We start from the raw sequence: 20,000 nt of genomic DNA on the forward strand, positions 1-20,000 counted from the left end.
CCGACCGTATCTCGTGGCTCGTCTGCGGCATCGGCGTCAACGCGAACGTCGACCCGTCGGCCCTTCCGGCTGGCGCCACCTCGATCGCCCAGGAAGCGAGTGCGGTCGACCGGCGGGCGTTTCTCCAGCGATTGCTCGAACGCTTCGACGCGCGGCGCAACGATCTTTCGGCCACGCTCGACCGCTGGCGCGAACTCGCCGTGACGCTGGGTCAGCGGGTGAGCGTCACCCACCGGGAGCGGACGATCGAGGGAACAGCCGTCGCCGTCACCGAGTCGGGCGCGCTCGTTCTCGAGACGGACGACGACCGGGTTACCGTGACGGCGGGCGACTGCGAGCACCTGAGGCCGGCGCCCGATCAGTCCTGATCCGGCCTGTCCAGGTGCCCGTCCCCGCACAATTGGTATTCACACCCGTTCGCAGCCAACCCGCTATGTCCTCTCTGCTACGTCCATTCAGCGAACGGACTCACGCCCGTCTCGGTGTCACTCGGCGGTTGCGACCGCCTCGGACCGCCCCTCCGCCTCGTCTCCCTCGTCGTCACCGACGCGAACCGTCGTCACCGGGATCGGGGCGGATCTGACGACGCGTTCGGCGACGCTGCCGAGCAAGAGTCGGTCGATCCCGCCGCGTCCGTGGGTCCCCATCACGATCAGATCGCACTCGTTCGATCGTGCGTGCTCGACGATCGATCGGCTGGGAGAACCGTTGACGACGCAGGTTCGGACAGGAATGTCTGCCTCCCGCTCGGCGGCCAGTTCTCGAACGCGTTCGACGGCCGCCGCTCCTTCGTCCTCGAGTGCGCGTCCGATCCCGTCCCAGGCGGTCTCCATCGGGAGACCGCCGTAACTGGTTGCGTTGACGACGTAGAGCGCATCGATCGCCGCGTCGTGAACCTCGGCGAGGTCGATCGCGTGCGAGATGGCTCGTTCGACGGCGAACGATCCATCGGTCGGGACGAGAAGACGGTCGTACATCGTGGTATGGTACCATGTAACTCTCTATCCTAATAGGCGTATCGCGGTTTCGAACCGAAGCATATCGGGTGCGAGCGGAGCTACCTGGGCGGATTACCAGTCACTCATCTCGACGGACCGACCGTCGACGATCACGTCGGCGACGTCACCCTGTCCAGCTCGACGGACGACAGCCCTGACGGGGTCGAGAACGCCAGCGAGGTTGGGTGTGTCGGCGTCGAGGACGAGGAGATTCGCCGGCCGTCCTTGCTCGATCAGACCGTCGTCGCGGCCGAGGAGGTCGGCCCCGTTTCTGGTCGCCATCCGGAGGATCGCCGGTGCTACTAACGCGGTGTGTTTCGCGAGGAACTCCATCTCCCGGAACATCGACGGCGAGTTGAGCATCACGTTGTCGGTGCCGAGCGCGACCGTCGTCCGGCGAGCGAGTTCGTCGACCGGGGGAACGCCGACACCCGTGACCAGGTTCGAGCGTGGGCAGACGGCGATCGGGATCGCGTCCGATTCGATCCGCTCCAGGTGGCGGGGTTCAGGGTGAACGACGTGGACCAGAAACTCCGGCGAGAGGTCGAGCGCGGGGTCGAGATCGCTCGGATCGGCTTCGCCGGCGTGGATGCCGAACGGTTTGTCCGCTGCCGCAGTCGCGCGCCGTTCTCGCTCGAAGTCGGCGTCGTTCGCCCCACTGGCGCCGAACCCGTCGCCTGCTTCCATCGCCTCGACCGATTCGCGTCCGAACGCGTAGGCGTCGATCGGAAGATCACTCGCGGCCTCCTCCAGTCGTGAGACACCCTCGACGCCGCCTTCGCGGAAGTCGAGACACGCGACCGTCCCGGTTGCCAGGGCGAATTCGAGCGACCGTTTCATCGCGTGAACCATCTCGTCACGATCGGCCTCGCGGAGAAGTCGGTGTTTCAGCCCGTCAGGTGGTGCGACGAGTTCCGCGAGCGAGAGGCCGCGACCGGCCTCTTTCGCGATCGAATCGCCGAGGTGGGTGTGGGCGTTGACGAACGCTGGCGACACGATGCGATCGGGAACGTTCGTCGCCTCCTCGATCGCTTCGATTCGACCGTCTTCGATCACGATCCGCCCCTCGATCGGTTCAAAATCCGGACCGCGAAGGATCGTTCCGGCGAGTTCCATAGCGACGATTCGACCGGTCTCTCCTTGAAGCGTTCGAAGGCGAGGATGCGTTATTCCGATCGCACTCAGGTTATCGCGACGGACGAGAATCCATTCGGCGTCCTGGCAACTGACGAGAATCCGATGCGGCGGAGCGAGCTCACTCGGCGAAATGATCGAGCGTGGTGTAGAGCCCGTCTCGAACGTCGCTCACGAGGGGCCCGTCGATGTCCAGCCCGAGCACGTCGACCGCTGCACGGCCGACCCGATCGCGTTCGTCGGCGGGGCTGTAGACGCCGAGGCGCCACTGGGCGTACTGTGCAGACCGGAGTGCGTCGACGAGCGGTGACTGGTGGCCGAGTTGGCGAACCTCGCCGTTCACCATTACGCGCGTGGTAGATTCCGCCATCGACGGACGGCTCGGCACGTCGAGGATGACGTGATCTTCGGGAACGTCGGTTCTGGCTGCGATCTCGCGTTCGAATCGAACGATATCGTCGTGTGAGGCTTCGATGATACCGCCCGGCACGTCGTCGATCTCCGCCCAGATCGCCCGCTTGTAGAGTCGCCGTTCGTCGAGGCGCCGGACGATCGGGTGACTGGCCTCGCACTCGCGAAGGGCAACCACGAGTTCGGCATCGTCCATCCAGGCGAGCGTCCGGGCGTCGGTTCCGTCGGCGTCGAGGAGCGCTTCGGTCGCCCGTCTGAGCATGGCCTTGCTGATACGGGCGACGCTGTGGCTGTAGACTGTCGGGTTCATCAGCGCCCGGGCGACGAGCAGACTCTCGGCCGTCTGGACGTTCCCCTCACCGAGGACGAGTTGGCCGTCGACGTAGCGCAGTTCTCGAACCAGCCGACCGTGGTCGATCGCGCCGTAGGGGACACCGGTGTGGTGGGCGTCGCGGACGAGGTAGTCCATCCGATCGACGTCCAGTTCCCCGGAGACGAGCTGGCCGAACTCCCCGTCGCCCGCAACGAGGTCGGCAATTCGATCCGGTTCGAGGCCGTGATCACGGAGGACGTCGCCGATCTCACCGTCGGCGAGCAGGTCGTGGACGTCGTCGTGGTACCGGCCGGTCCGTCGCTGTATGAGATCCTCGACGTTGTGGCTGTAGGGCCCGTGGCCGACGTCGTGCACCATGGCCGCAGCCTTGATTCGATCGGCCTGGATTCCCTCGATCCCGAGTTGCTCGAGTGCTTCACAGGCGAGATGGTAGACGCCGAGGCTGTGTTCGAACCGGGAGTGATTCGCCGACGGATAGACGAGTGAGACGGTCCCCAGTTGGGAGATGCGGCGCAACCGCTGGAGTGCCGGCGTATCGAGCAGCGCCCTGGCCACGCCGTCGACGGCGATGTGATCGTGGACGCTGTCTTTGATCACTTTCATTGTCGGTTCATCGAGGGGCACCCATAAAATTGTCACCGGAGTGGCTCGCGATGGACAGCATCACGCTTGCGACGACTCACTCGTCTCGTAAAACCCGCTCCCAGGATCCCGACTCGTCGCTGGCTTCGATCGCGGCGAGGACCTGCTGGGCAGCCAGACCGTCCGCGAACGACGGCTCGTACGCCGCTCCATCGGCGATGGCCTGCAAGAACGATGCGTTCTCGTGGACGAACGTGTGTTCCCACCCGAGGACGTGGCCCGGTGGCCACCAGTGATCGATGTAGGGATCGCTTTCGTCGGTGACGAGAACGGTCTCGTACCCTCGGTCGTCTTGGCCGAGCACCGCTAGCTCGTTGAGTCGCTCGAGCGAGAATCGGAGACTTCCCTCGCTCCCGTGGATTTCGATCGTATGGTCGTTCTTGTGACCCGGAGCGATCCGAGAGCCTTCGAGGATGCCGGTCGCGCCGCCTTCGAACGCGAGCTGGGCGGTGTACTCGTCGTCCACGGTCACGGGTCGGGTTTCGCCAGGAGCGTCTTCCACGGGTCGTTCCGTCACGGCCGTTCGCAGATGCCCGCTCACGCGTTCGATCCGACCGGCACCGGGTGCATCTCCGACGAGGAATCGGGCGAGATCGACCGTATGTGCGCCAAGGTCACCGAGCGCACCGGAACCGGCCAACTCCGCGTCGAGCCGCCAGGACCACGGTGCCTCCGGATCGACGAGCCAGTCCTGCAGGTAGCGTCCACGGAAGGTCCGAATGTCGCCGAGCGTGCCGGACTGAATCAGTTCGCGCGCGTATCGAATCGCCGGAACGAACCGGTAGTTGAAGCCACACGCCGTCGGCACACCGGCCGAACGGGCGGCTGCTGCCATCTCAGTGGCGCCGTCGAGCGTCGCCGACAGCGGTTTCTCTGAGAAGACCGAGACGCCGGCCTCGAGCGCCGCGATCGACGGTTCAGCGTGCAGGAAGTTCGGTCCGAGATTGTAGAAGACGTCGACCTCGTCGACGACCGATCGCCAGTCGGTCGCCGTCCGATCGAACCCGAGTCGCGTCCGCGCGTTCTCCAGGGCCTCTTCGTCACGCCCGATCAAGACGTCACGCGTGACGGCCGGTGTGTCGGGAAAGAACATCGGGAGCCGGGCGAACGCGTTGGCGTGGGCGGTACCCATGAACCGGTAGCCGAGGACGCCGACGTCGAGTGCCATGCGGACGCTTCGCCGACGCGACAGTTAGCAATTATTCACAGCCGGCAACCAGTCTATTTCCCGCCTTTCGTCCGACGCCCTCAGTCGATGCCTTCGGTCCAGAACGGGGCGTCGGGTTCGCCCTCGAAGACGATCGGCGCCAAAAACTCGATGGCCTTCTCGAGACCGTCTTCGGAACTCGTTAGCGAATCCTCGTGCTCGATGCTGATGGCGTCGTCGTAGCCGACGAGGCGCAACGTCGAGACGACGTCCTTCCAGTGGCGAGCGCCGTGGCCGTAGCCGACGGAGCGAAACAGCCACGAACGGTCGCGTTCTCGGTCGAACGGCGTCGTGTCGAGGACCCCTTTCACTCGCACGTTGGCGTCGTACCGGCGCGTATCCTTTGCGTGGACGTGGTGGATCGCGTCGTGTTCCCCGAGCGCCCGGATCGCGTCGGTGATCGAGATACCCTGCCAGTAGAAGTGCGAGGGATCGAAATTGGCACCGATTCGCGGACCCGTTTCGTCACGTAGTCGCAGCAGTCCCGTCGGCTCGTACACGAGCATGTTCGGATGCATCTCGATCGCCACGTCGACGCCGTGGGTGTCGGCGACCGAGGCAATTTCTTCCCAGTACTCGATCGCGACGTTCCACTGGTAGGAAAGCGCGGATTCGTGTTCGGGCGGCCACGGTGCCGTGATCCAGTTCGGCGTCTCGTCGTCCGGGCTCCCCGCCGGAAGCCCGGAGAAGCACGTCACCGTCGAGACATCGAGCTGGGCAGCCAGGCGAATCGCCTCCCGAAGTTCGGTGTCGGCCCGTGATGCACGTGCCTCGTCCGGGTGGAGTGGATTGTTGTGCGTCGCAAGGGCACTGATTCGTATCCCGTAACGATCGAGGGCGTCCCGAAGTTCAATCTGCGCTTCGTCGTCGTTCAGGTACGTCGCTCGCGCCACGTGGTCGTCTCCGGGAAAGCCGCCGACACCGGGTTCGACGGCGGAGACACCGAAGTCGGACAGATATTCGAGGACATCCTCGAACGATCGATCTGCCAGCGCCGGCGTGTGTACACCCAGATCCATGGCCCATCGACCACAGCCGCGTCGATAAAACCAGGACACGGTCCGAGTAGCGCGTGGCTCTCCCGCGAGGCAACGCAAGCGGCGACTCACATTCGAACTGCGCTCGATCGATAGCCGGAACGATCGATCAGGAGAGCGAAACCGCCTCGCCACGCTTGCTCGACCGGTAGATCGCCTGGATGATGCGCTGGACGGTGAACGCTTCGGCGACGTTCGAGGGATCTTCCCCGTCGAGAATCGCATCGAAGAACACTTGCTGTTCTTTGCGATGAGTATCGACGTCGCGGGTTCTGACGGACGTATCCTCTAGCGCGGCCGGTCCGTTCGTCCGCGCGCGGTGGATCGTGAGATCGTGTTCGATGAGGTCGAACTTGGCGGCGGCCTCGGTGCCGTGGACGACGAACTCGTGGGTCGCCGGCCGATTCGTCGCCCAGGCGACCTCAAGCGAGATGGTCTGGTCGGTGTCAGTCCGGACGAACGCGCTCGCCGAGTCCTCCACGTCGAACGATTCCGGACCCGCGTCCTCGCCCCACATTTCGAGGTAGACGTAGTCGTCGCGCCGCCCGAAGTCCGATCTGGTCCTCCCAAGAACGACCGTGGGGGCCGGGAAGTCGAGGACGTACAAAGCCAGGTCGATGGCGTGGACGCCCAGATCGATCAACGCACCGCCACCGGCTCGTTCCCGATGAGTGAACCATGTTCCCCGTCCGGGAACGCCGCGTCGGCGGACATAGTTGGCCTCGACGTGTCTCACGTCGCCGAGCTTGCCACGATCGATTCGATCCCTGATGACCGCCACCGTGTTGGAAAAGCGGTTGTTGAACCCGACCATACAGGCCGCCTCGGAGTCGGCAGCGGCCTCGACGATGCGTTCCGCGCTCTCGACGGTGTGTGCGAGCGGTTTCTCGATCAGGACGTGGATATCGCGTTCGAGCGCCTCGACCGCGTACGGTTCGTGATACTCGTTGGGCGTCGTCACCACCAGCGCGTCGACCGACTCGTAAAGTGGGTCGCCGCGGTCGTACGTCGGCGCGTCGTACCGACGTTCGAACTGTTCGCGAGCGCGTGGATCGATATCGACCCCGCCGACGAGCGAAACGCCCGTATCCAGCAATCGCTGGCCGTGGTACTGCCCGATGTTCCCCAGGCCGACGATTCCCGTCCGGATAGACGAGCGATCACGTGTCATGGTAGCCCCACTATGGACTGCGCGACAGACGGACATACGCACCCGACCGTCTTTGAACCGGTGGGCGATCGCACGAGACGAGAGTCGCGTTCATCGCATCGATCGCTCGTCGCTGCGGGCGCTACTGGGTGAGCAACGGGGTCGGTCAGAACGTTTAACCCACGAGACGGCAACGGGCAAGTCATGCGAGTCGTCGAGCGGGTCGTCGCCGACGTCGTCTCCTCGCCGTTGCTCACGTCGATACGAGACTGGTCGAGGGACAACGAGATGCTCACGAGCGTCGCGATCGCCCTCATCATCCTCGTCGGTGGGTGGTACGGATCGAAACTCGTGGTCAGACTCGCCGGTCGGACCGTCGCCCAGCGGATCGAGCGACCGAGCGTAACCCGGTCCGTGCTTCGCACGATTCGCCTCTCTGTACTGCTCGTCTCGTTCATGGCCGCCGCGCTCGTGCTCGGCATCGGCAACGTCGAGATACTCCTCTCGGTCGGTGTGTTATCGGCCGTGGTTGCCGTCGTCCTCGCGCCCCTTATCGGCAGTCTCATCCACGGCCTGTTCATCCTCACCGACAAGCCGTTCGAGATCGGCGACATGATCGAAATCGTCGATCAGGATCACGTCGGTTTCGTCGAGGACATCACGATCCGGTACACGAAGATCGTCACGCTAGAGAACACGATTCTCGTCGTTCCAAACAGCGACGTACACGAACGGGACGTGCTCAATTACTCCGCCGAAGACGAACGGACGCGCGTCTCGATCGAGTACGACGTCACCTACGAGAGCGATCTCGACCAGGCGATTCGCGATGCCGAACGGGCGGCCCGGTCGGTCGACGAGGTCGTCGGTGGTGGGCCCGACGTCCGTGTCGGCAGCGCACGTTACACGGCCTCGCCGCTCTGTGACGTCAAGGCCTACGCTGATAGCGGCGTCAGGCTCGTCCTCAGATTCTGGGTGAAAGAGCCGTACAAACTCACGCGCGCCCGGTCGATCGTTGCCCAGCGCGTCCGCGAACGCTACGCCGACACCGATGTCCAATTCGCGTATCCGCATCGCGAACTCGTCTTCAACGATGCGGTCGAACACGGGGCAATGCAAACTGACACCCCGACGCGTTCACGGGACGCAGAGCGGGCGGATAGCGAACAGTAACGAGCGGCACACGGGAACGATCGGTCAGCTTGCAGAGAACGGATCCGGTGTCCTTTCAGGACGGCGTCGCTTCGGCCGTGACGATTTCACAATCGAGGTTACTGCGAAGGTACTCGTCGATGTTGGGATTGCTCGTTAGTCGACGCAGGAGACGACGCCACAGACTCGACTGCTCCCGACCCACGACGACGACGTCGGCGTTTTCGGCAGCAACTTCGTCAAGAATACTCTCTTCGACTAGGAACCCGGTTCGAACGACGAAACGACCGTTGGTGACGCGGCCGAACTCCCGTTCGACCGCTTCCTTCAGGTCTCGACGGGTGACGCGGTGGCCGTTCTGATAGAGATTGACGTGAAGGACGGTCAGATCGGCATCTCGGTCCTCCATCAACTGGATCGCTCGCGTGAGTGTGGCCTTGGACCGATGGTCGAGCGGGTACCGAACCGGGGCCACGATCAGTGTCATCAACGAGAAAAACGGCACGGTCAGTGGTAAACCTTTCAGTTGTCGGGGTCGTTCGGCGGCGTTGGCTACCGTCGACTGAGTGACCTCATCACGTGCCGAACACGACGGATGCGTCGTGGAAAGACACGACTTTACGCACGGGCCCCCATCATCCGTTCATGGAACCGATCGATACGGAACTCGCCGGTACCCTGTATCTCTCGAGATCGGAGGGCGACCGCGGCTCGAAGGGGCCGTTCTTCGTCGCCTACGCGACTCGATCCGGCGACGACAGATTCGGCTGGTTCTGTAGTGCGTGTGAATCGGTGGACACGGCCATGGACGCGATGGGACGGATCCAGTGCAATCGGTGCGGTAATCAGCGGAAACCGACCGAGTGGGACGCGGCTCACGAGTGATCGCGTGGCAATTTACACGGCGATTCGGCACCGTGCAAACGCTTATCACACTTGCGCCCGTACGATCAACCGGAATGGGTTCTGGTACCACGCCGCTCGCAGAACAGGCCAGATCGATTTTCACCGACCTCGGCTACGTCGTCGACGGCGACGGACCCGAGTTTCGTGCCGAACGCGCGTGGAAAGTCGTCCACGTGAGCACGACACAGACGGTCGAGGACGAGGAGATGGCGGAATACCGCTGTTTCGTCGCCGAACCAGCGGACGTCGACGCCCTCGAACGGCGCCTCGAACGGCACCAGCCAGCCTACGAGTGGGCGATCATCGTGGCCGACGGCGACGAGTACCAGGTCGAACGGGCGCCGCCCGTCCTGACCTGAGCGTCATTCGATCGCCACCCTACCGGTTCGTCGCTCGGATCTCCGTTTTCAGATCACAACTTCCCTGTACAGATCTGCCGCTCGTAATGAGAGACCGGTGTCCGTCTCAGTGGGACCGACGTAGGCCCGCGAATGGACCGGAAAACTGCGACCGGTCTCGTGACAGGTCCTGTCGTCGTGACGCGTCAAGAAGCGACCGCCTATCGCAGCGCTTCGCGGACGGCCGCGACGCCGGCGTCCGGATCGACGTCGGCACCGGCGGTGGCCAGGGCGTCGCCGAGTGCCGTGATCGTGAGGACAACGTTTGCCGGGCTCGCCGCGTGACCCATGCAGCCGATGCGGAAGATGTCGCCGGCCAGGTCACCGAGACCGCCGGCGATCTCGAGGTCGTAATCGTCGAGAACTGTCTGGCAGATCTCCCCGTCGTCGACGCCGTCGGGGACGCGAACGGCGTTCAGGCTGGGCAGCCAGTAGGCGTCCGGGGCGTTCATCTCGAGCCCCATCCCCTCGACGCCAGCTTTTAGCGCGCTTGCGAGGCGTTCGTGTCGTCTCCAGCGAGATTCGATCCCCTCTTCGGCGACGAGTCGCAGTGCCTCACGGAGCGCGTACACGTTGGTGATCGGCGCCGTGTGGTGGTAGGCGCGTTCATCGCCCCAGTAGCCTTCGAGCAGCGACAGATCGAGATACCACGATCGCGGTGCCTCCTCACGCGAGAGGACCTTCTCCATCGCCTCGTCGGAGAGTGTCAGCGGACTCGCGCCCGGTGGACAGGACAGACACTTCTGCGGACCCGCGTACGCGACGTCGATGTCCCACTCGTCGACCCGAAGTTCGACGCCGCCGAGTGAGGTGACCGCGTCGGCGACGACGAGGGCACCGTGGTCGTGTGCGGCCTCGGTTAATGTTGGCACGTTCGGTTGTAACACGCCAGTGCTCGTCTCCGCGTGGACGAAGCCGAAGATGTCGGGGTCGTGTGTCGACAGCGCCGACTCGACATCGGCCGGATCGAGCGGTTCGCCCCACGGCGCGTCGACTTCGACGACGTCGCCGCCCGCCCGTCGTGCCATCTCGGCCATCCGACCGCCGAAGTAGCCGTTCGTGGGCACGAGCATCGTCTCACCGGGTTCCACTAGATTGCCGATGGCGGCCTCCATGGCGGCCGAGCCGGTCCCCGAGACGGGGATCGTCCACTCGTTCCCCGTGCGGAAGGTGTACCGCAGGAGTTCCTGCGCCTCGTCCATGAGATCGACGAACGACGGATCGAGGTGGCCGACGAGCGGCGTACTCATGGCCCGCCGGACGCGCGGATGCACGTCGCTCGGACCCGGGCCCATCAGCGTTCGATTCGGCGGATCGAGTTCTGAGACAGCAGGCGCAGTGGCCTCGCCAGCGGAGTGGTGATCCATGCGCACATTCTCCGCGGGAACGCCCAAAGGCCTACCGACCCCGGCGAGTCGGTACCGGTACTGCCGCTGGAACAACAGCCACGAGTCCTCCAAGTGGACCACCCACCACGGGTACTCCCGATGGGTCACCGCTCGCGAGTAGTACCTGCACGCGAGAGGCGACCAGAAGGTATGACACACCCTATCACCAATTCACGAATCGCTTATCTCGTTCGACTACGTACGTCCCATCCAGTGTTCGTTGGACACGCCCTCTTCGCGTTCGCCGTTGCCGCCCTGTTCGCCGACTGGCGTGGCTGGAGGGTCCGGACGGCGCTCGCGTTCGGCATCGTCGCCGGCGCGTTCGCCGCCGTTCCCGACGTCGACGTGGCGTACGCGTTCGTCGGGCTGGCCCATTGGGTCACCGCCGACGGATCAGTTTCGGCACCGACCGCGTTCTGGGACGCCAGTCGGGCGACACATCGCTCGATTACTCACTCGCTCCTCGTCGCGACGATCGCGGCGCCAGCGTTCGGATTCCTCGCCGCCGCCATCAGCGGACCGTCCCGACGAGTCGCCCTCGGAGCGGCAGTCGTCCTCAGTGGCGGCCTCGTTGTACTCGCAGTCGCCGCAGGCCCGCTCACCGCGATGGTTCTGACAGTCTTCCTCGTCGCGGGTGGGCTCGTCACCGTCGTCGCAACGCGTGAAACGACTCTCACCCCTGCCTGGATCGGAATCGCCGCGCTCTGGGGGCTGTGGTCGCATCCGTGGGGGGACTTGTTGACCGGTGATCCGCCCGCGTTCCTGTTCCCGCTCGATCGAACGCTCTTCGAGGCACGCGTGATCGTCTCTTCGGACCCCACGCTCCACCTCCTGTCCGCGTTCGCAGTCGAACTCGGCGCCATTGTGTTCGCCACACTCACCGTCTTTTACCTGACGGAACGGGACCCAGTAGTAGCGTTCGACGTACGAGGGAGCGTCGGCGCACTCTATGGCGTCTCGGTCCTCTTCCTCACCCCGCCCACACTCGACGTCTCCTATCACTTCGTCTTCTCCATCCTCGGCGTCGGGGTTCTCGTCGGCACGATTCGGACGGTTCCGTTCTCCCTCGGCCTCGGTGGATCACGTTCGGGACCATTCGGGTGGTCGATGGGTGAACCGAACGGCGATGGTGGCTGGTCACGGCTCTGCTCTATCCGGCGTACTCTGCCCCCATCAGCATCGACCGAGCTCGAACCGCCGACGCTCGACGACGTCCTCGCTGGCGTCCTCACCGCAATCGGCGCGATTTCCGCCGCCCTCCTGACCTACACGATGGGATACCTGTTAGTCAGCTAACGGACGACTCGCCGGGGAATACGTTTTTAGGCGAACGGGAGAGAGGTCAGTCCGTGTCTCAGATCGGTCTCGATCGATTGCTCGCCGACGGACGCGAGAACGCGATCGTCTCCTGGCTCGTCGTGGGGGCGATCGGCGTCGGCGGGGGAGGAGCCCTCGCGGCAGGTCGACCGCTCTGGATCGCGTTCGCCATCGTGTTGCTGTCACTCGCCGTTATCCCGCCCGTGAGTTTTCGCTCTTGGCGAGTGATGCTCCCCTGGGAGGTACTCTTCCTGGCTGCGTTGCCGATGTTCGGACTGGCACTGGGCGGCCCACGAACGACCGGTCACTTCACTGCGTATCTGTCGGTCGCAGCCGTCGCGCTCGTCCTGGCCGTCGAACTGCAGGCGTTCACCAGCGTCGAGATGACGGCCGGGTTCGCGATCGTCTTCGTCGCGATCACGACGATGGCCGCCGCGGCGATCTGGGCCCTCTTTCGGTGGTGGCTCGCGAGCCTCCTCGGCGTGCCGTTTCCGACCGATCACGACGTTGTGATGTGGGAATTCGTCTACTCGACCGGTGCCGGGCTCGGTGCCGGTGCGATCTTCGAGGTGTACTTCCGCCGGCTCGCACGTATCGACGGGCGACTAGCCGAGATCGACAGCCCACCAGGTGAGCCCCATGAGTAAGGTACGGCATGCGCTCACCTCACAGCGACGGCAGCGCCAACTCACCTACCTGATGGAGTTGAGCCTCGTTGGCATGTTCTTTATCGGGATCGACCGCGGGGACGTGGGCATCCTCATCAACACCGGCGTCGCGATCGCCGTCACCCAGTTGCCGCCGATACTCAGACGGGACTACGATATCCCGATGGACCCTCGCCTGACGCTGTGGATCACGTCCGCCGTCTTCCTTCACGCGCTCGGAACGGTGGGCCAACCGGGCGCCTCGGCGACGTTCTACAGCCAGACCTGGTGGTGGGACCACCTCACGCACGCCCTCTCCGCGTCGGTCGTCGCCGCCGTCGGCTACGCGACGGTCCGGGCGCTCCACGAACACGCAGAGGGCATCCACTTTCCGGACAAGTTCATCTCCGTGTTCATCCTTCTGTTCGTCCTCGCGTTCGGCGTGCTCTGGGAAGTTCTCGAATTCACGATCGCCCTTGCGGCCGAGCAATTCGGCATCGAGGCCGTCCTCACGCAGTACGGACTCGAAGACACCATGCTCGATCTGGTCTTCAATTCGATCGGCGGCCTCCTCGTCGCGCTCTGGGGTGGCGTGTACCTGTCTGACGTCGTGAGTGCCCTCCGCGGACGGTTCGAGCACTAGCAACGGTCGTGTGGATTTATGTCGCTCGTGCTGGTAGTCCGAGACGCAATGGTTTTCAAGAAGATTACCCTGATCGGAACGAGCGACGAGAGCTTCGAGGCGGCGACCGACGATGCCGTCGATCGCGCCGAGTCGACCCTCCAGAACGTCCAGTGGGTCGAGGTCGACGAACTCGGCGTCGAAGTCGCGTCGGTCGACGACCGGCAGTACCAGGCCGAAGTCACCGTCGCGTTCGAACTCGAAGGGTGAGGACGCCGGCCGTACGATGGAGGATAGGACTGCCAACGATAGCGAACAGGACCGTCAGCGACGGAGAAGCGGACTGGAAACGACGAAGAATAGGATGGCCAACTACGTTCGGAAGGATTCGCCGCAGCCGCACTCGCTGACCACGTTCGGGTTGTCCACGTGGAACCCTTCTGCCTGTAATCCGTCCTCGTAGTCGAGGACGGAGCCCTCGATGTACTTCATGCTCGCCGGATCGACGAACACGCGAAGGGCGTGGTGCTCGTAGACGGTGTCGTCCTCGTCCGGTTCGTCGTCGAACCGCATCCCGTAGGACAGCCCCGCACAGCCACCCTGCTGGACGAACAGTCGAAGCCCCGCGATGTCTGTATCCAGGCCCTCGTCTTCCAGCAGTGCGAGCGCCTGCGACGCCGCTTCCTCGGTGACCTCGATCCGGGCCGTGGCTTCCCCGCTCGTGGCCGGTTCGGTACTCATGGATTGGGGTACAGCGGCAACGATGTTAACAGTGACGCCTCCGGTGGTTCGCCAGCGTGTCAAATCCGTACATTCTGAGGCTGGTCGTCAAAGTGCCCCGAAAAACGGTATGCAACGGGCTCACCGCTGTTGCGGAGCAAAATGAGTCGGTCGAGACCAGACCGGCGACTCAGTCGGTTCGACGACGAACACTCTCGGCGTGCGCCTCGAGCCCCTCGGCATCAGCGAGCGTGGTGATTGTCTTCGAGAGGTCGTCCAGGCCGTCTCGAGACAGCCGCTGGACGGTGGTCGCCCTGAGAAAGGTGTCAACTGAAAGGCCTCCGGTCACCCGTGCCCCGCCGCTTGTCGGCAGAACGTGATTCGTGCCGCTGGCGTAGTCACCCGCGGCCACGGGCGTGTGCGGCCCGAGGAAGACGCTCCCGGCGCTATCGATGCGGTCGAGGATCGCCTCGTCGTCGGCCGCGAGGATGGCCAGGTGCTCGGGCGCGTAGGATTCGGCGAAGAGGATGGCCTCGCTCATCGAGCGTGCGAGCAGGACCCCGCTGGCGTCGCTGGAGAGGGCTTCCTCGATGATGTCGGACCGGCTTCGGTCGGGGAGCTGTGCGTCGATGGCATCGGTTACGGCCACAGCAGTCTCATCGTCATCTGTCACCGCGACGACTGATGCGTTCGGGTCGTGTTCGGCCTGGGCGAGTAGTTCACTCGCGACCAGTTCCGGGTCTGCGGTTTCATCGGCCAGCACCAGCACCTCGCTCGGTCCCGCCAGGAGGTCGATTTCCACGTCACCGCGCACGGCTGCTTTCGCCGCCGTCACCCAGCGATTGCCCGGCCCAACGACCTTCTGCACCCGATCGACGGACTCCGTTCCGTACGCGAGGGCGGCGATCCCCTGTGCGCCACCGACGCTGTACACCGCATCCGCACCGGCCGCGTGTATCGCTCCGAGCGTGACGGGGTTCGGTTCGTCTGCGGGTGGCGTCGTGACGGCGATGTGATCGACGCCGGCGACGACCGCCGGAACGATGCCCATGATCGCGCTCGAGGGGTACGCGGCCGCGCCGCCGGGGACGTAGACCCCGACGCGATCGATCGGTCGAAACCGCCGGCCGAGTTCGCGCCCGTCGTCGAACTCTTCGCGCCAGTCCGCTGGCACCTGCGCGCGGTGAAACGATTCCACGTTCTCGATCGCTTCCTGGATCGCGTCAGTGACGTCGGCCGGAAGCGACTCCCAGGCTCGTTCACACTGATCGGTACACTCGATGTTCCCGACGGTGACGTCGTCGAACTCCTCGGTGAACGAGCGGACGGCGACGTCGCCTTCCTCCCGGACCCGATCGACGATCGACGCGACGTCAGCGCGGATGGCGTCGATTCCAGCGTCCCGTTCGAACAGTGCCGCCCGGTCCGTCGGCCCGAGATCGGCGAGTTCCCGCACGTCGATGGTCATGGCCGTGCTTCGGCGAGGGCGGGAAAAACGGTTTCTCTCTGCGCTCACTGTGGGTCGTCGATCGACCAGAGGCCGATCCAGTCGAGCGTCGCACGAACGAACAGGTAGACGACGAGACAGAACCCTCCCAGTAAGAACGGTGTTCGGGCGATATCGGCCGCGTCGGGACCGACGAGCAGTTGCCCGAATCCGCGTACGAAAAAACTAGCGATGACCAGTCCGAACGCCAGTATGGCCGTCTTGACGAACCCGTCGCGGTCCATACCTGTATCGATGGCCCCTCCCAGTATGAAACTGCGGATCTGGCCATCGGTTCGATCTGAGCGATCGGAAACGGCCTCGAAACCGGCGATTGCTCGGCGTAACAGTCCCGGTCGAAGACAGTCCGCCAGAAACTGGTATCGTGGCCTGAGTAGGGCATTATCTGGGCCGATGAAATAGAACGGGGCATGGTTTCACGAACACCGTCGTCACGACGAAAAACACTCAAACGAATCGGTGCGGCGATGGGGATCGCCTGGTTGGCCGGTTGTTCGGACGGCGGCGGGCCCGAAGACGACGAAAACGGCGATGGCACGAACGGAGGTACCGGCAACGATACCGGCACAGACGAGAACGAAACGGTCGGCGGCGGAGACAACGAATCTGATGTCGGTGGAAACGAAACGGACGGTAACGAAACAGCCGGTAACGAATCCGAGGGGAACGAGAGCGACACTGGCGGCGGTGGTGCAAGTGGCGCCATCGAACCGGGTACGACGATCGATTTCAGCGCCGAGACGACAGCCTGGGTCGGCATCGCTCCGGACTCGATAGCAGACGAGGAGAATCCACCACTGACTCTCCAGAGCGGCGAAACCTACGAGATTGGCTGGTCCGAAGGCGACGGCGCCGGCCACAACATCGAAATCCGCGACTCGAACGACGAAGTCGTCGACGACCTCTCGACCGAGGTCGTCACGGAACCCGGCGACGATCAGTGGCTGGAGTTCGAGGCGAGCGACGAGATGGCACAGTACGTCTGTCAACCCCATCAGACGACGATGGTCGGCGAGATTTCGGTCGAGTAAGTCATCTTGGGTCCGTCCGGTATCGCATCGTGAACCCGCCCACCGGTCGCTGTCGTGAGAACCGACCAGTGCACTCCCGCGGCACCACTCTCTACGTGTAGAAGATGTCGCCCGGAACACTAACGTCCAGCCTCATCCCAGGCGGCGTGCCGTGTTAGCTGGCTAACCCTCGTGCCGGGCGGGCGGTTCGAAAGAACCGCCGGATGCCACGGCGGCGATAGCCGCCGGGCGTGCGCGATTCCGTCAGGAATCACGCTGGGTTGGCGGCGGAAGCCGCCAGCAGTGTGTCGCGTACCCGGGTTCTCCAATACCGTCATCGCTGCCGTGTGGATACGCTCTGTTGGGGACTAAGGTACGCAGTCGTGCTACGAAGTACGTGCTGAAAACGTTTCTCGTTGGTCGATTGCAGGCTCGACGAAGATGGTATGGCCGCTCGGGGATATGTCAGTAGACGTAGTCGTCCTCGGCGAACTGCACGTAGCCGCCGTTTCGGTAGCCGAACTTTCGGCGTTTGTACGCGAGGAGAAGTTTGCTCGCGCCGATGCCGGCCGAATAGCCTCTCGAGAGTAGACTGCGACCGTCACCGTCGCCGATCATGCCGTTCGCGACGCCGAAGACGCGGTCCCAGTCGTCGGGTGCGTAGTCGGCGACGATGTCGGCGAAGGAGACGTTTCGCGCCACTTCGCTCCCGATGGCCCGCTTCCAGACGTCGTTGTAGGTGCCGAGTTGCTTCCTCGCGGCGAGTCGACCGGCGATCTTGCCGGTACGAACGGCGACGTGGTAGCCACCCTCGTGGAACGCCGAGGTGGTCCCCATCGCACCGCCTGCTACGGCGATCCCGGCGTCGACGGGTGAGTCGATCGGTCGGGTCGAGGAGATCGGGTACGTTTCGGTTCCCTTCGACTTCCCACGGTCTTCGACGCGCGGAATGTCGGATTCGACGTCGTACTCGTCGCCGTAGACGGTTTCGAGCAGTCGATCGACGTACGTCGCCCCCGACGGGATGCCGTCGTCCGACGGATCCAGCAGTCGATAGGACTCGGGATGGGCGACGTCGTCCAGGGTCATGCCGATGGGCATCGTCAGCCCAACGCGGGCGACCGTCCCATCGTTCGGGAACACCCACGGGTAGGCCGTCTCGCCGGGCATCCAGCCCCACCAGAATTTGAGTCGGTCTTCGGGGAAGATTTCCTCGGGGAACTCACGATACTCCTGGTAGGCGATATGATTGGCCGTCGGTGGCGACAGCTGGTCGGCGATACTCGATCCCGGTGGCGTGAACTGATCCAGCGCGTCCATGGTGATCCGACGCTGCGGACCGTCGGCCAGCACGACGTGGTCGGCTTCCAGTTCGTCCCCGCCAGAGAGGGTGAGCGTGTGTGTCGGGCCGCTCGTCGACAGGTCGGTTTCGAGAGCGGAGACGCTCGTGCCGACGCGGATATCGGCCCCGGCGTCGCGGGCTCGCTCGTAGAGCCAGTCGTCCATCCGGGCGCGGTGGAAGGTAAAGCCGAATCCTGGATAGGACGAGTCCATGCCCGTCGTATCGAGGGAGACAGTGGTCGAGGGACCGACGAAATCCGTTCCCGACAGTTCCTGCAGGATGACGTCGTCGGGAATTGCCTGGTAGTCCTCGTCCATGATATCCACCCAGTAGTCGAGCATCCCCGCTGCGTCCGTCGAATCGGGACCGAGTTCCTCGCGGTCTTCCCGGGGAACCCCCTGTTCGAGACAGACCGTCTCGGCACCGTGGGCAGCGGCCTGCTCCGCAGCTGCTGCGCCCGCTGGGCCGCCACCCACGATCGCGACGTCTACGCGTTCCATACGGCGGACCACACAATCACCCCTAATAAGCAGTCTGAAACGTCCCAACGGTGAGGCGCCTAATCCATCCCAAAAACCGTCGCCGGGACCGTCGAATCACTGCCGTTTTTTATGGACCGGGTCGGATCGTGTAGTATGACCGACTCACCGCACGTGACCGTCGAGATCACAGACCAGATCGGCCAGGTTACGATGGATCGGCCGGAGAAACACAACGCGATGACGCCGGAGATGGCCGAATCCATCGCGACGGCTCTCGCGGACCTCTCGGCGGACGACGACGTTCGCTGTCTCGTCCTGACGGGCTCTGGCGGGACGTTCAACACCGGGGCCGACCTGGCCGGCCTCGAAGGTGACGAGCGGGACGAGGCGGTCATCGACTCGGTCGCGGACCCGCTCCACGCCAGCGTCCGGACCATGACGAGCGCGCCGAAACCCGTCGTCACCGGGATCAACGGCATCGTCGCCGGCGGTGGCCTCGGGTTGGCCCTCGCGTCGGACATCGCGATCATGTCGGAGGAGGCCCGCATCCAGTACGCGTACCCGTCGATCGGGCTCTCCGGAGACGGTGGAATCACCTGGCTCCTCCCCCGACTCCTCGGGTTGCGTCGCGCTCAGCGGTTCGCGTTGCTGAACGAAGGATTCGACGCGATCGAGGCCGTCGACGCGGGGCTGGTTACCGAAGCCGTTCCCGGCGACTCATTCGACGACCGGCTCGCCGAGGTCGCCGCCGAGCTCGCGTCGGGCCCGACGAAGGCATTCGGGACGATTCGCCAACTGCTGTTCGAGGGAGCGAACCGCTCGCTCGACGATCACCTCCGTCACGAGCGTGACGGCGTGACCGGACTCACCGAGACCGACGATTACGCCACCGGCGTCGGAACCTTCTTCGAGGACGAGGAACCGACGTTCACCGGCCACTAACGCCCAATCCGTCGGACGCGGGCCGACGTGACGAAACAGCGTCGCGGGAATCTGGCCCACTGCCGACCAGTGCGTATTTGTCGGCCCCGTGAATTGCACTCCGTATGGCTGCGAACGACGAATCGGCCGGACGGGCGATCGGGTCCCGACACATCGGGCTCCTCGTCTTCGCCCTCATGGTCGTGCTCTTTTCGCTCATCGACGGGACTCGGCCGATCGCGATCGGGCTGCTCTGGATCGTCGCACCCGTCGCCGCGTTCGGAACCCTGGTGCAGGTGATTCGCGGGTCGGTCTCCCTCCGAAGCGGCCGGGGACTCATCTTTTCGATGTGGTGTGCGGCGATTGCGATGATCGCGATCCCGCTCGGGGCGCTCGTCGTCGACCCCGACATCGGCTCGGCGCTGACGTTCCTCGGCTTCCTGTCAGCACTGATCGCGGCGGGCTTCGCCAGACTATCGGTGACGGCCCCGATCGACGTGTCTCGGGAACTGCCACCCGAACAGGAGTTCGTCACTGAGGACGGTCAACTGGTCCCACGTTCGGTTGACGCCCCTGCAGATAGAGATGATGACGAGGTTACTGGTGGTGTCGTCGGGTCCGAGAAGCGAGAGCACACCGAGTGAGCGACCAACTCGGGTTTCATTGCCATCGATC

Annotated in this window: 23 protein-coding genes (1 of these 23 running past the window's edge); 11 read left to right on the forward strand and 12 right to left on the reverse strand. The window is 64.3% G+C overall.

From position 1 onward, the window contains the following. Positions 1 to 368, forward strand: the 3' portion of a protein-coding gene (locus C479_RS01120) for a biotin--[acetyl-CoA-carboxylase] ligase (protein WP_007696591.1). It extends 550 nt beyond the left edge of the window; the window shows 368 of its 918 coding nt (coding positions 551-918); its start codon lies off the left edge, out of view; it ends in the stop codon at positions 366 to 368. Between the two features lie 117 nt (positions 369 to 485). On the opposite strand, the gene C479_RS01125 is transcribed toward C479_RS01120, so the two are convergent. From C479_RS01125 to C479_RS01150, 6 genes are all read right to left on the reverse strand, one after another. Next, the gene (locus C479_RS01125; RefSeq protein ID WP_007696592.1) at positions 486 to 977 is read right to left on the reverse strand and encodes a universal stress protein; all 492 of its coding nucleotides are present in this window, start codon (positions 975 to 977) and stop codon (positions 486 to 488) included. A gap of 93 nt (positions 978 to 1,070) precedes the next feature. Then, positions 1,071 to 2,114, reverse strand: a complete 1,044-nt coding sequence (locus C479_RS01130; protein WP_007696595.1) for an amidohydrolase family protein — start codon at positions 2,112 to 2,114, stop codon at positions 1,071 to 1,073. 139 nt (positions 2,115 to 2,253) lie between these two features. Then, positions 2,254 to 3,480 (reverse strand): HD domain-containing protein, encoded by a 1,227-nt coding sequence (locus C479_RS01135; RefSeq protein WP_007696597.1) that lies wholly within the window; start codon positions 3,478 to 3,480, stop codon positions 2,254 to 2,256. A 76-nt stretch (positions 3,481 to 3,556) separates the two neighbouring features. After that, on the reverse strand, positions 3,557 to 4,687 hold the full coding sequence (locus C479_RS01140) for a Gfo/Idh/MocA family protein (protein ID WP_007696598.1): 1,131 nt from the start codon (positions 4,685 to 4,687) through the stop codon (positions 3,557 to 3,559). Positions 4,688 to 4,767: 80 nt separating this feature from the next. Then, positions 4,768 to 5,745 (reverse strand): sugar phosphate isomerase/epimerase family protein, encoded by a 978-nt coding sequence (locus tag C479_RS01145; RefSeq protein ID WP_007696599.1) that lies wholly within the window; start codon positions 5,743 to 5,745, stop codon positions 4,768 to 4,770. Positions 5,746 to 5,872: 127 nt separating this feature from the next. Further along, positions 5,873 to 6,934 carry a Gfo/Idh/MocA family protein gene (locus C479_RS01150; protein WP_007696600.1) on the reverse strand — a complete coding sequence of 354 codons (1,062 nt, stop codon included), beginning with the start codon at positions 6,932 to 6,934 and terminating at the stop codon, positions 5,873 to 5,875. 183 nt (positions 6,935 to 7,117) lie between these two features. On the opposite strand from C479_RS01150, the gene C479_RS01155 reads away from it, so the two are divergent. Then, entirely contained in the window at positions 7,118 to 8,086 is a 969-nt protein-coding gene (locus tag C479_RS01155; RefSeq protein WP_007696601.1) for a mechanosensitive ion channel family protein, read from the forward strand. A gap of 55 nt (positions 8,087 to 8,141) precedes the next feature. On the opposite strand, the gene C479_RS01160 is transcribed toward C479_RS01155, so the two are convergent. Continuing rightward, the gene (locus C479_RS01160; RefSeq protein WP_007696602.1) at positions 8,142 to 8,552 is read right to left on the reverse strand and encodes a universal stress protein; all 411 of its coding nucleotides are present in this window, start codon (positions 8,550 to 8,552) and stop codon (positions 8,142 to 8,144) included. A 158-nt stretch (positions 8,553 to 8,710) separates the two neighbouring features. On the opposite strand from C479_RS01160, the gene C479_RS01165 reads away from it, so the two are divergent. Together C479_RS01165 and C479_RS01170 are read left to right on the forward strand one after the other, a co-directional pair. Further along, the gene (locus C479_RS01165) at positions 8,711 to 8,950 is read left to right on the forward strand and encodes a DUF5816 domain-containing protein (protein ID WP_007696603.1); all 240 of its coding nucleotides are present in this window, start codon (positions 8,711 to 8,713) and stop codon (positions 8,948 to 8,950) included. Between the two features lie 74 nt (positions 8,951 to 9,024). Next, a complete protein-coding gene (locus tag C479_RS01170) occupies positions 9,025 to 9,330 on the forward strand; it encodes a DUF7116 family protein (protein ID WP_007696604.1) in 306 nt (101 codons plus the stop codon). 200 nt (positions 9,331 to 9,530) lie between these two features. Here C479_RS01170 and C479_RS01175 read toward each other — a convergent pair whose 3' ends face one another. Further along, complete coding sequence (locus C479_RS01175; protein WP_007696605.1) at positions 9,531 to 10,736, reverse strand: pyridoxal-phosphate-dependent aminotransferase family protein; 1,206 nt, start codon at positions 10,734 to 10,736, stop codon at positions 9,531 to 9,533. 234 nt (positions 10,737 to 10,970) lie between these two features. Between C479_RS01175 and C479_RS01180 the strand changes: the two genes are divergently transcribed. Genes C479_RS01180 through C479_RS01195 form a run of 4 tightly spaced genes read left to right on the forward strand, consistent with a single transcriptional unit; the run spans position 10,971 to position 13,613 of the window. Next, positions 10,971 to 12,053 (forward strand): metal-dependent hydrolase, encoded by a 1,083-nt coding sequence (locus tag C479_RS01180; protein WP_007696606.1) that lies wholly within the window; start codon positions 10,971 to 10,973, stop codon positions 12,051 to 12,053. A gap of 53 nt (positions 12,054 to 12,106) precedes the next feature. Further along, positions 12,107 to 12,721 (forward strand): hypothetical protein, encoded by a 615-nt coding sequence (locus C479_RS01185; RefSeq protein WP_007696608.1) that lies wholly within the window; start codon positions 12,107 to 12,109, stop codon positions 12,719 to 12,721. Next, positions 12,714 to 13,364 carry a hypothetical protein gene (locus C479_RS01190; RefSeq protein ID WP_049907003.1) on the forward strand — a complete coding sequence of 217 codons (651 nt, stop codon included), beginning with the start codon at positions 12,714 to 12,716 and terminating at the stop codon, positions 13,362 to 13,364. The genes C479_RS01185 and C479_RS01190 overlap by 8 nt, the downstream gene beginning before the upstream one ends. Before the next feature lie 48 nt (positions 13,365 to 13,412). Continuing rightward, a complete protein-coding gene (locus C479_RS01195) occupies positions 13,413 to 13,613 on the forward strand; it encodes a dodecin (RefSeq protein ID WP_007696610.1) in 201 nt (66 codons plus the stop codon). A 102-nt stretch (positions 13,614 to 13,715) separates the two neighbouring features. On the opposite strand, the gene C479_RS01200 is transcribed toward C479_RS01195, so the two are convergent. The 3 genes from C479_RS01200 to C479_RS01210 all read right to left on the reverse strand — a co-directional run bounded on the left by C479_RS01200 (position 13,716) and on the right by C479_RS01210 (position 15,794). Beyond that, complete coding sequence (locus C479_RS01200; protein ID WP_007696611.1) at positions 13,716 to 14,084, reverse strand: HesB/IscA family protein; 369 nt, start codon at positions 14,082 to 14,084, stop codon at positions 13,716 to 13,718. A gap of 169 nt (positions 14,085 to 14,253) precedes the next feature. Continuing rightward, the gene (gene hisD / locus C479_RS01205) at positions 14,254 to 15,531 is read right to left on the reverse strand and encodes a histidinol dehydrogenase (protein ID WP_007696615.1); all 1,278 of its coding nucleotides are present in this window, start codon (positions 15,529 to 15,531) and stop codon (positions 14,254 to 14,256) included. Positions 15,532 to 15,575: 44 nt separating this feature from the next. Further along, positions 15,576 to 15,794 carry a hypothetical protein gene (locus C479_RS01210; protein ID WP_007696618.1) on the reverse strand — a complete coding sequence of 73 codons (219 nt, stop codon included), beginning with the start codon at positions 15,792 to 15,794 and terminating at the stop codon, positions 15,576 to 15,578. A gap of 186 nt (positions 15,795 to 15,980) precedes the next feature. Between C479_RS01210 and C479_RS01215 the strand changes: the two genes are divergently transcribed. After that, positions 15,981 to 16,601 carry a plastocyanin/azurin family copper-binding protein gene (locus C479_RS01215; RefSeq protein ID WP_007696620.1) on the forward strand — a complete coding sequence of 207 codons (621 nt, stop codon included), beginning with the start codon at positions 15,981 to 15,983 and terminating at the stop codon, positions 16,599 to 16,601. A 444-nt stretch (positions 16,602 to 17,045) separates the two neighbouring features. Here the strand turns inward: C479_RS01215 and C479_RS01220 are convergent, their stop codons facing one another. Beyond that, positions 17,046 to 18,422 carry an NAD(P)/FAD-dependent oxidoreductase gene (locus C479_RS01220; RefSeq protein ID WP_007696622.1) on the reverse strand — a complete coding sequence of 459 codons (1,377 nt, stop codon included), beginning with the start codon at positions 18,420 to 18,422 and terminating at the stop codon, positions 17,046 to 17,048. Between the two features lie 135 nt (positions 18,423 to 18,557). Here C479_RS01220 and C479_RS01225 point away from each other — a divergent pair, with 135 nt between their 5' ends. Both C479_RS01225 and C479_RS01230 read left to right on the forward strand, forming a co-directional pair. After that, complete coding sequence (locus C479_RS01225) at positions 18,558 to 19,346, forward strand: enoyl-CoA hydratase/isomerase family protein (RefSeq protein WP_049907037.1); 789 nt, start codon at positions 18,558 to 18,560, stop codon at positions 19,344 to 19,346. Positions 19,347 to 19,450: 104 nt separating this feature from the next. After that, a complete protein-coding gene (locus C479_RS01230; protein WP_007696629.1) occupies positions 19,451 to 19,969 on the forward strand; it encodes a hypothetical protein in 519 nt (172 codons plus the stop codon). Positions 19,970 to 20,000: the final 31 nt, after the last annotated feature.

Origin of the sequence: Halovivax asiaticus JCM 14624 (genome assembly GCF_000337515.1) — an archaeon.
GTDB classification, from domain to species: domain Archaea; phylum Halobacteriota; class Halobacteria; order Halobacteriales; family Natrialbaceae; genus Halovivax; species Halovivax asiaticus.

Coding starts and splice junctions, on each gene's coding strand:
- C479_RS01140 (WP_007696598.1), bottom strand. CDS start 4,687: ATGGCACTCGACGTCGGCGTCCTCGGCTACCGGTTCATGGGTACCGCC.
- C479_RS01210 (WP_007696618.1), bottom strand. CDS start 15,794: ATGGACCGCGACGGGTTCGTCAAGACGGCCATACTGGCGTTCGGACTG.
- C479_RS01165 (WP_007696603.1), top strand. CDS start 8,711: ATGGAACCGATCGATACGGAACTCGCCGGTACCCTGTATCTCTCGAGA.
- C479_RS01200 (WP_007696611.1), bottom strand. CDS start 14,084: ATGAGTACCGAACCGGCCACGAGCGGGGAAGCCACGGCCCGGATCGAG.
- C479_RS01150 (WP_007696600.1), bottom strand. CDS start 6,934: ATGACACGTGATCGCTCGTCTATCCGGACGGGAATCGTCGGCCTGGGG.
- C479_RS01170 (WP_007696604.1), top strand. CDS start 9,025: ATGGGTTCTGGTACCACGCCGCTCGCAGAACAGGCCAGATCGATTTTC.
- C479_RS01175 (WP_007696605.1), bottom strand. CDS start 10,736: ATGGATCACCACTCCGCTGGCGAGGCCACTGCGCCTGCTGTCTCAGAA.
- hisD (WP_007696615.1), bottom strand. CDS start 15,531: ATGACCATCGACGTGCGGGAACTCGCCGATCTCGGGCCGACGGACCGG.
- C479_RS01195 (WP_007696610.1), top strand. CDS start 13,413: ATGGTTTTCAAGAAGATTACCCTGATCGGAACGAGCGACGAGAGCTTC.
- C479_RS01220 (WP_007696622.1), bottom strand. CDS start 18,422: ATGGAACGCGTAGACGTCGCGATCGTGGGTGGCGGCCCAGCGGGCGCA.
- C479_RS01145 (WP_007696599.1), bottom strand. CDS start 5,745: ATGGATCTGGGTGTACACACGCCGGCGCTGGCAGATCGATCGTTCGAG.
- C479_RS01130 (WP_007696595.1), bottom strand. CDS start 2,114: ATGGAACTCGCCGGAACGATCCTTCGCGGTCCGGATTTTGAACCGATC.
- C479_RS01215 (WP_007696620.1), top strand. CDS start 15,981: ATGGTTTCACGAACACCGTCGTCACGACGAAAAACACTCAAACGAATC.
- C479_RS01135 (WP_007696597.1), bottom strand. CDS start 3,480: ATGAAAGTGATCAAAGACAGCGTCCACGATCACATCGCCGTCGACGGC.
- C479_RS01230 (WP_007696629.1), top strand. CDS start 19,451: ATGGCTGCGAACGACGAATCGGCCGGACGGGCGATCGGGTCCCGACAC.
- C479_RS01160 (WP_007696602.1), bottom strand. CDS start 8,552: ATGACACTGATCGTGGCCCCGGTTCGGTACCCGCTCGACCATCGGTCC.
- C479_RS01190 (WP_049907003.1), top strand. CDS start 12,714: ATGAGTAAGGTACGGCATGCGCTCACCTCACAGCGACGGCAGCGCCAA.
- C479_RS01125 (WP_007696592.1), bottom strand. CDS start 977: ATGTACGACCGTCTTCTCGTCCCGACCGATGGATCGTTCGCCGTCGAA.
- C479_RS01225 (WP_049907037.1), top strand. CDS start 18,558: ATGACCGACTCACCGCACGTGACCGTCGAGATCACAGACCAGATCGGC.
- C479_RS01155 (WP_007696601.1), top strand. CDS start 7,118: ATGCGAGTCGTCGAGCGGGTCGTCGCCGACGTCGTCTCCTCGCCGTTG.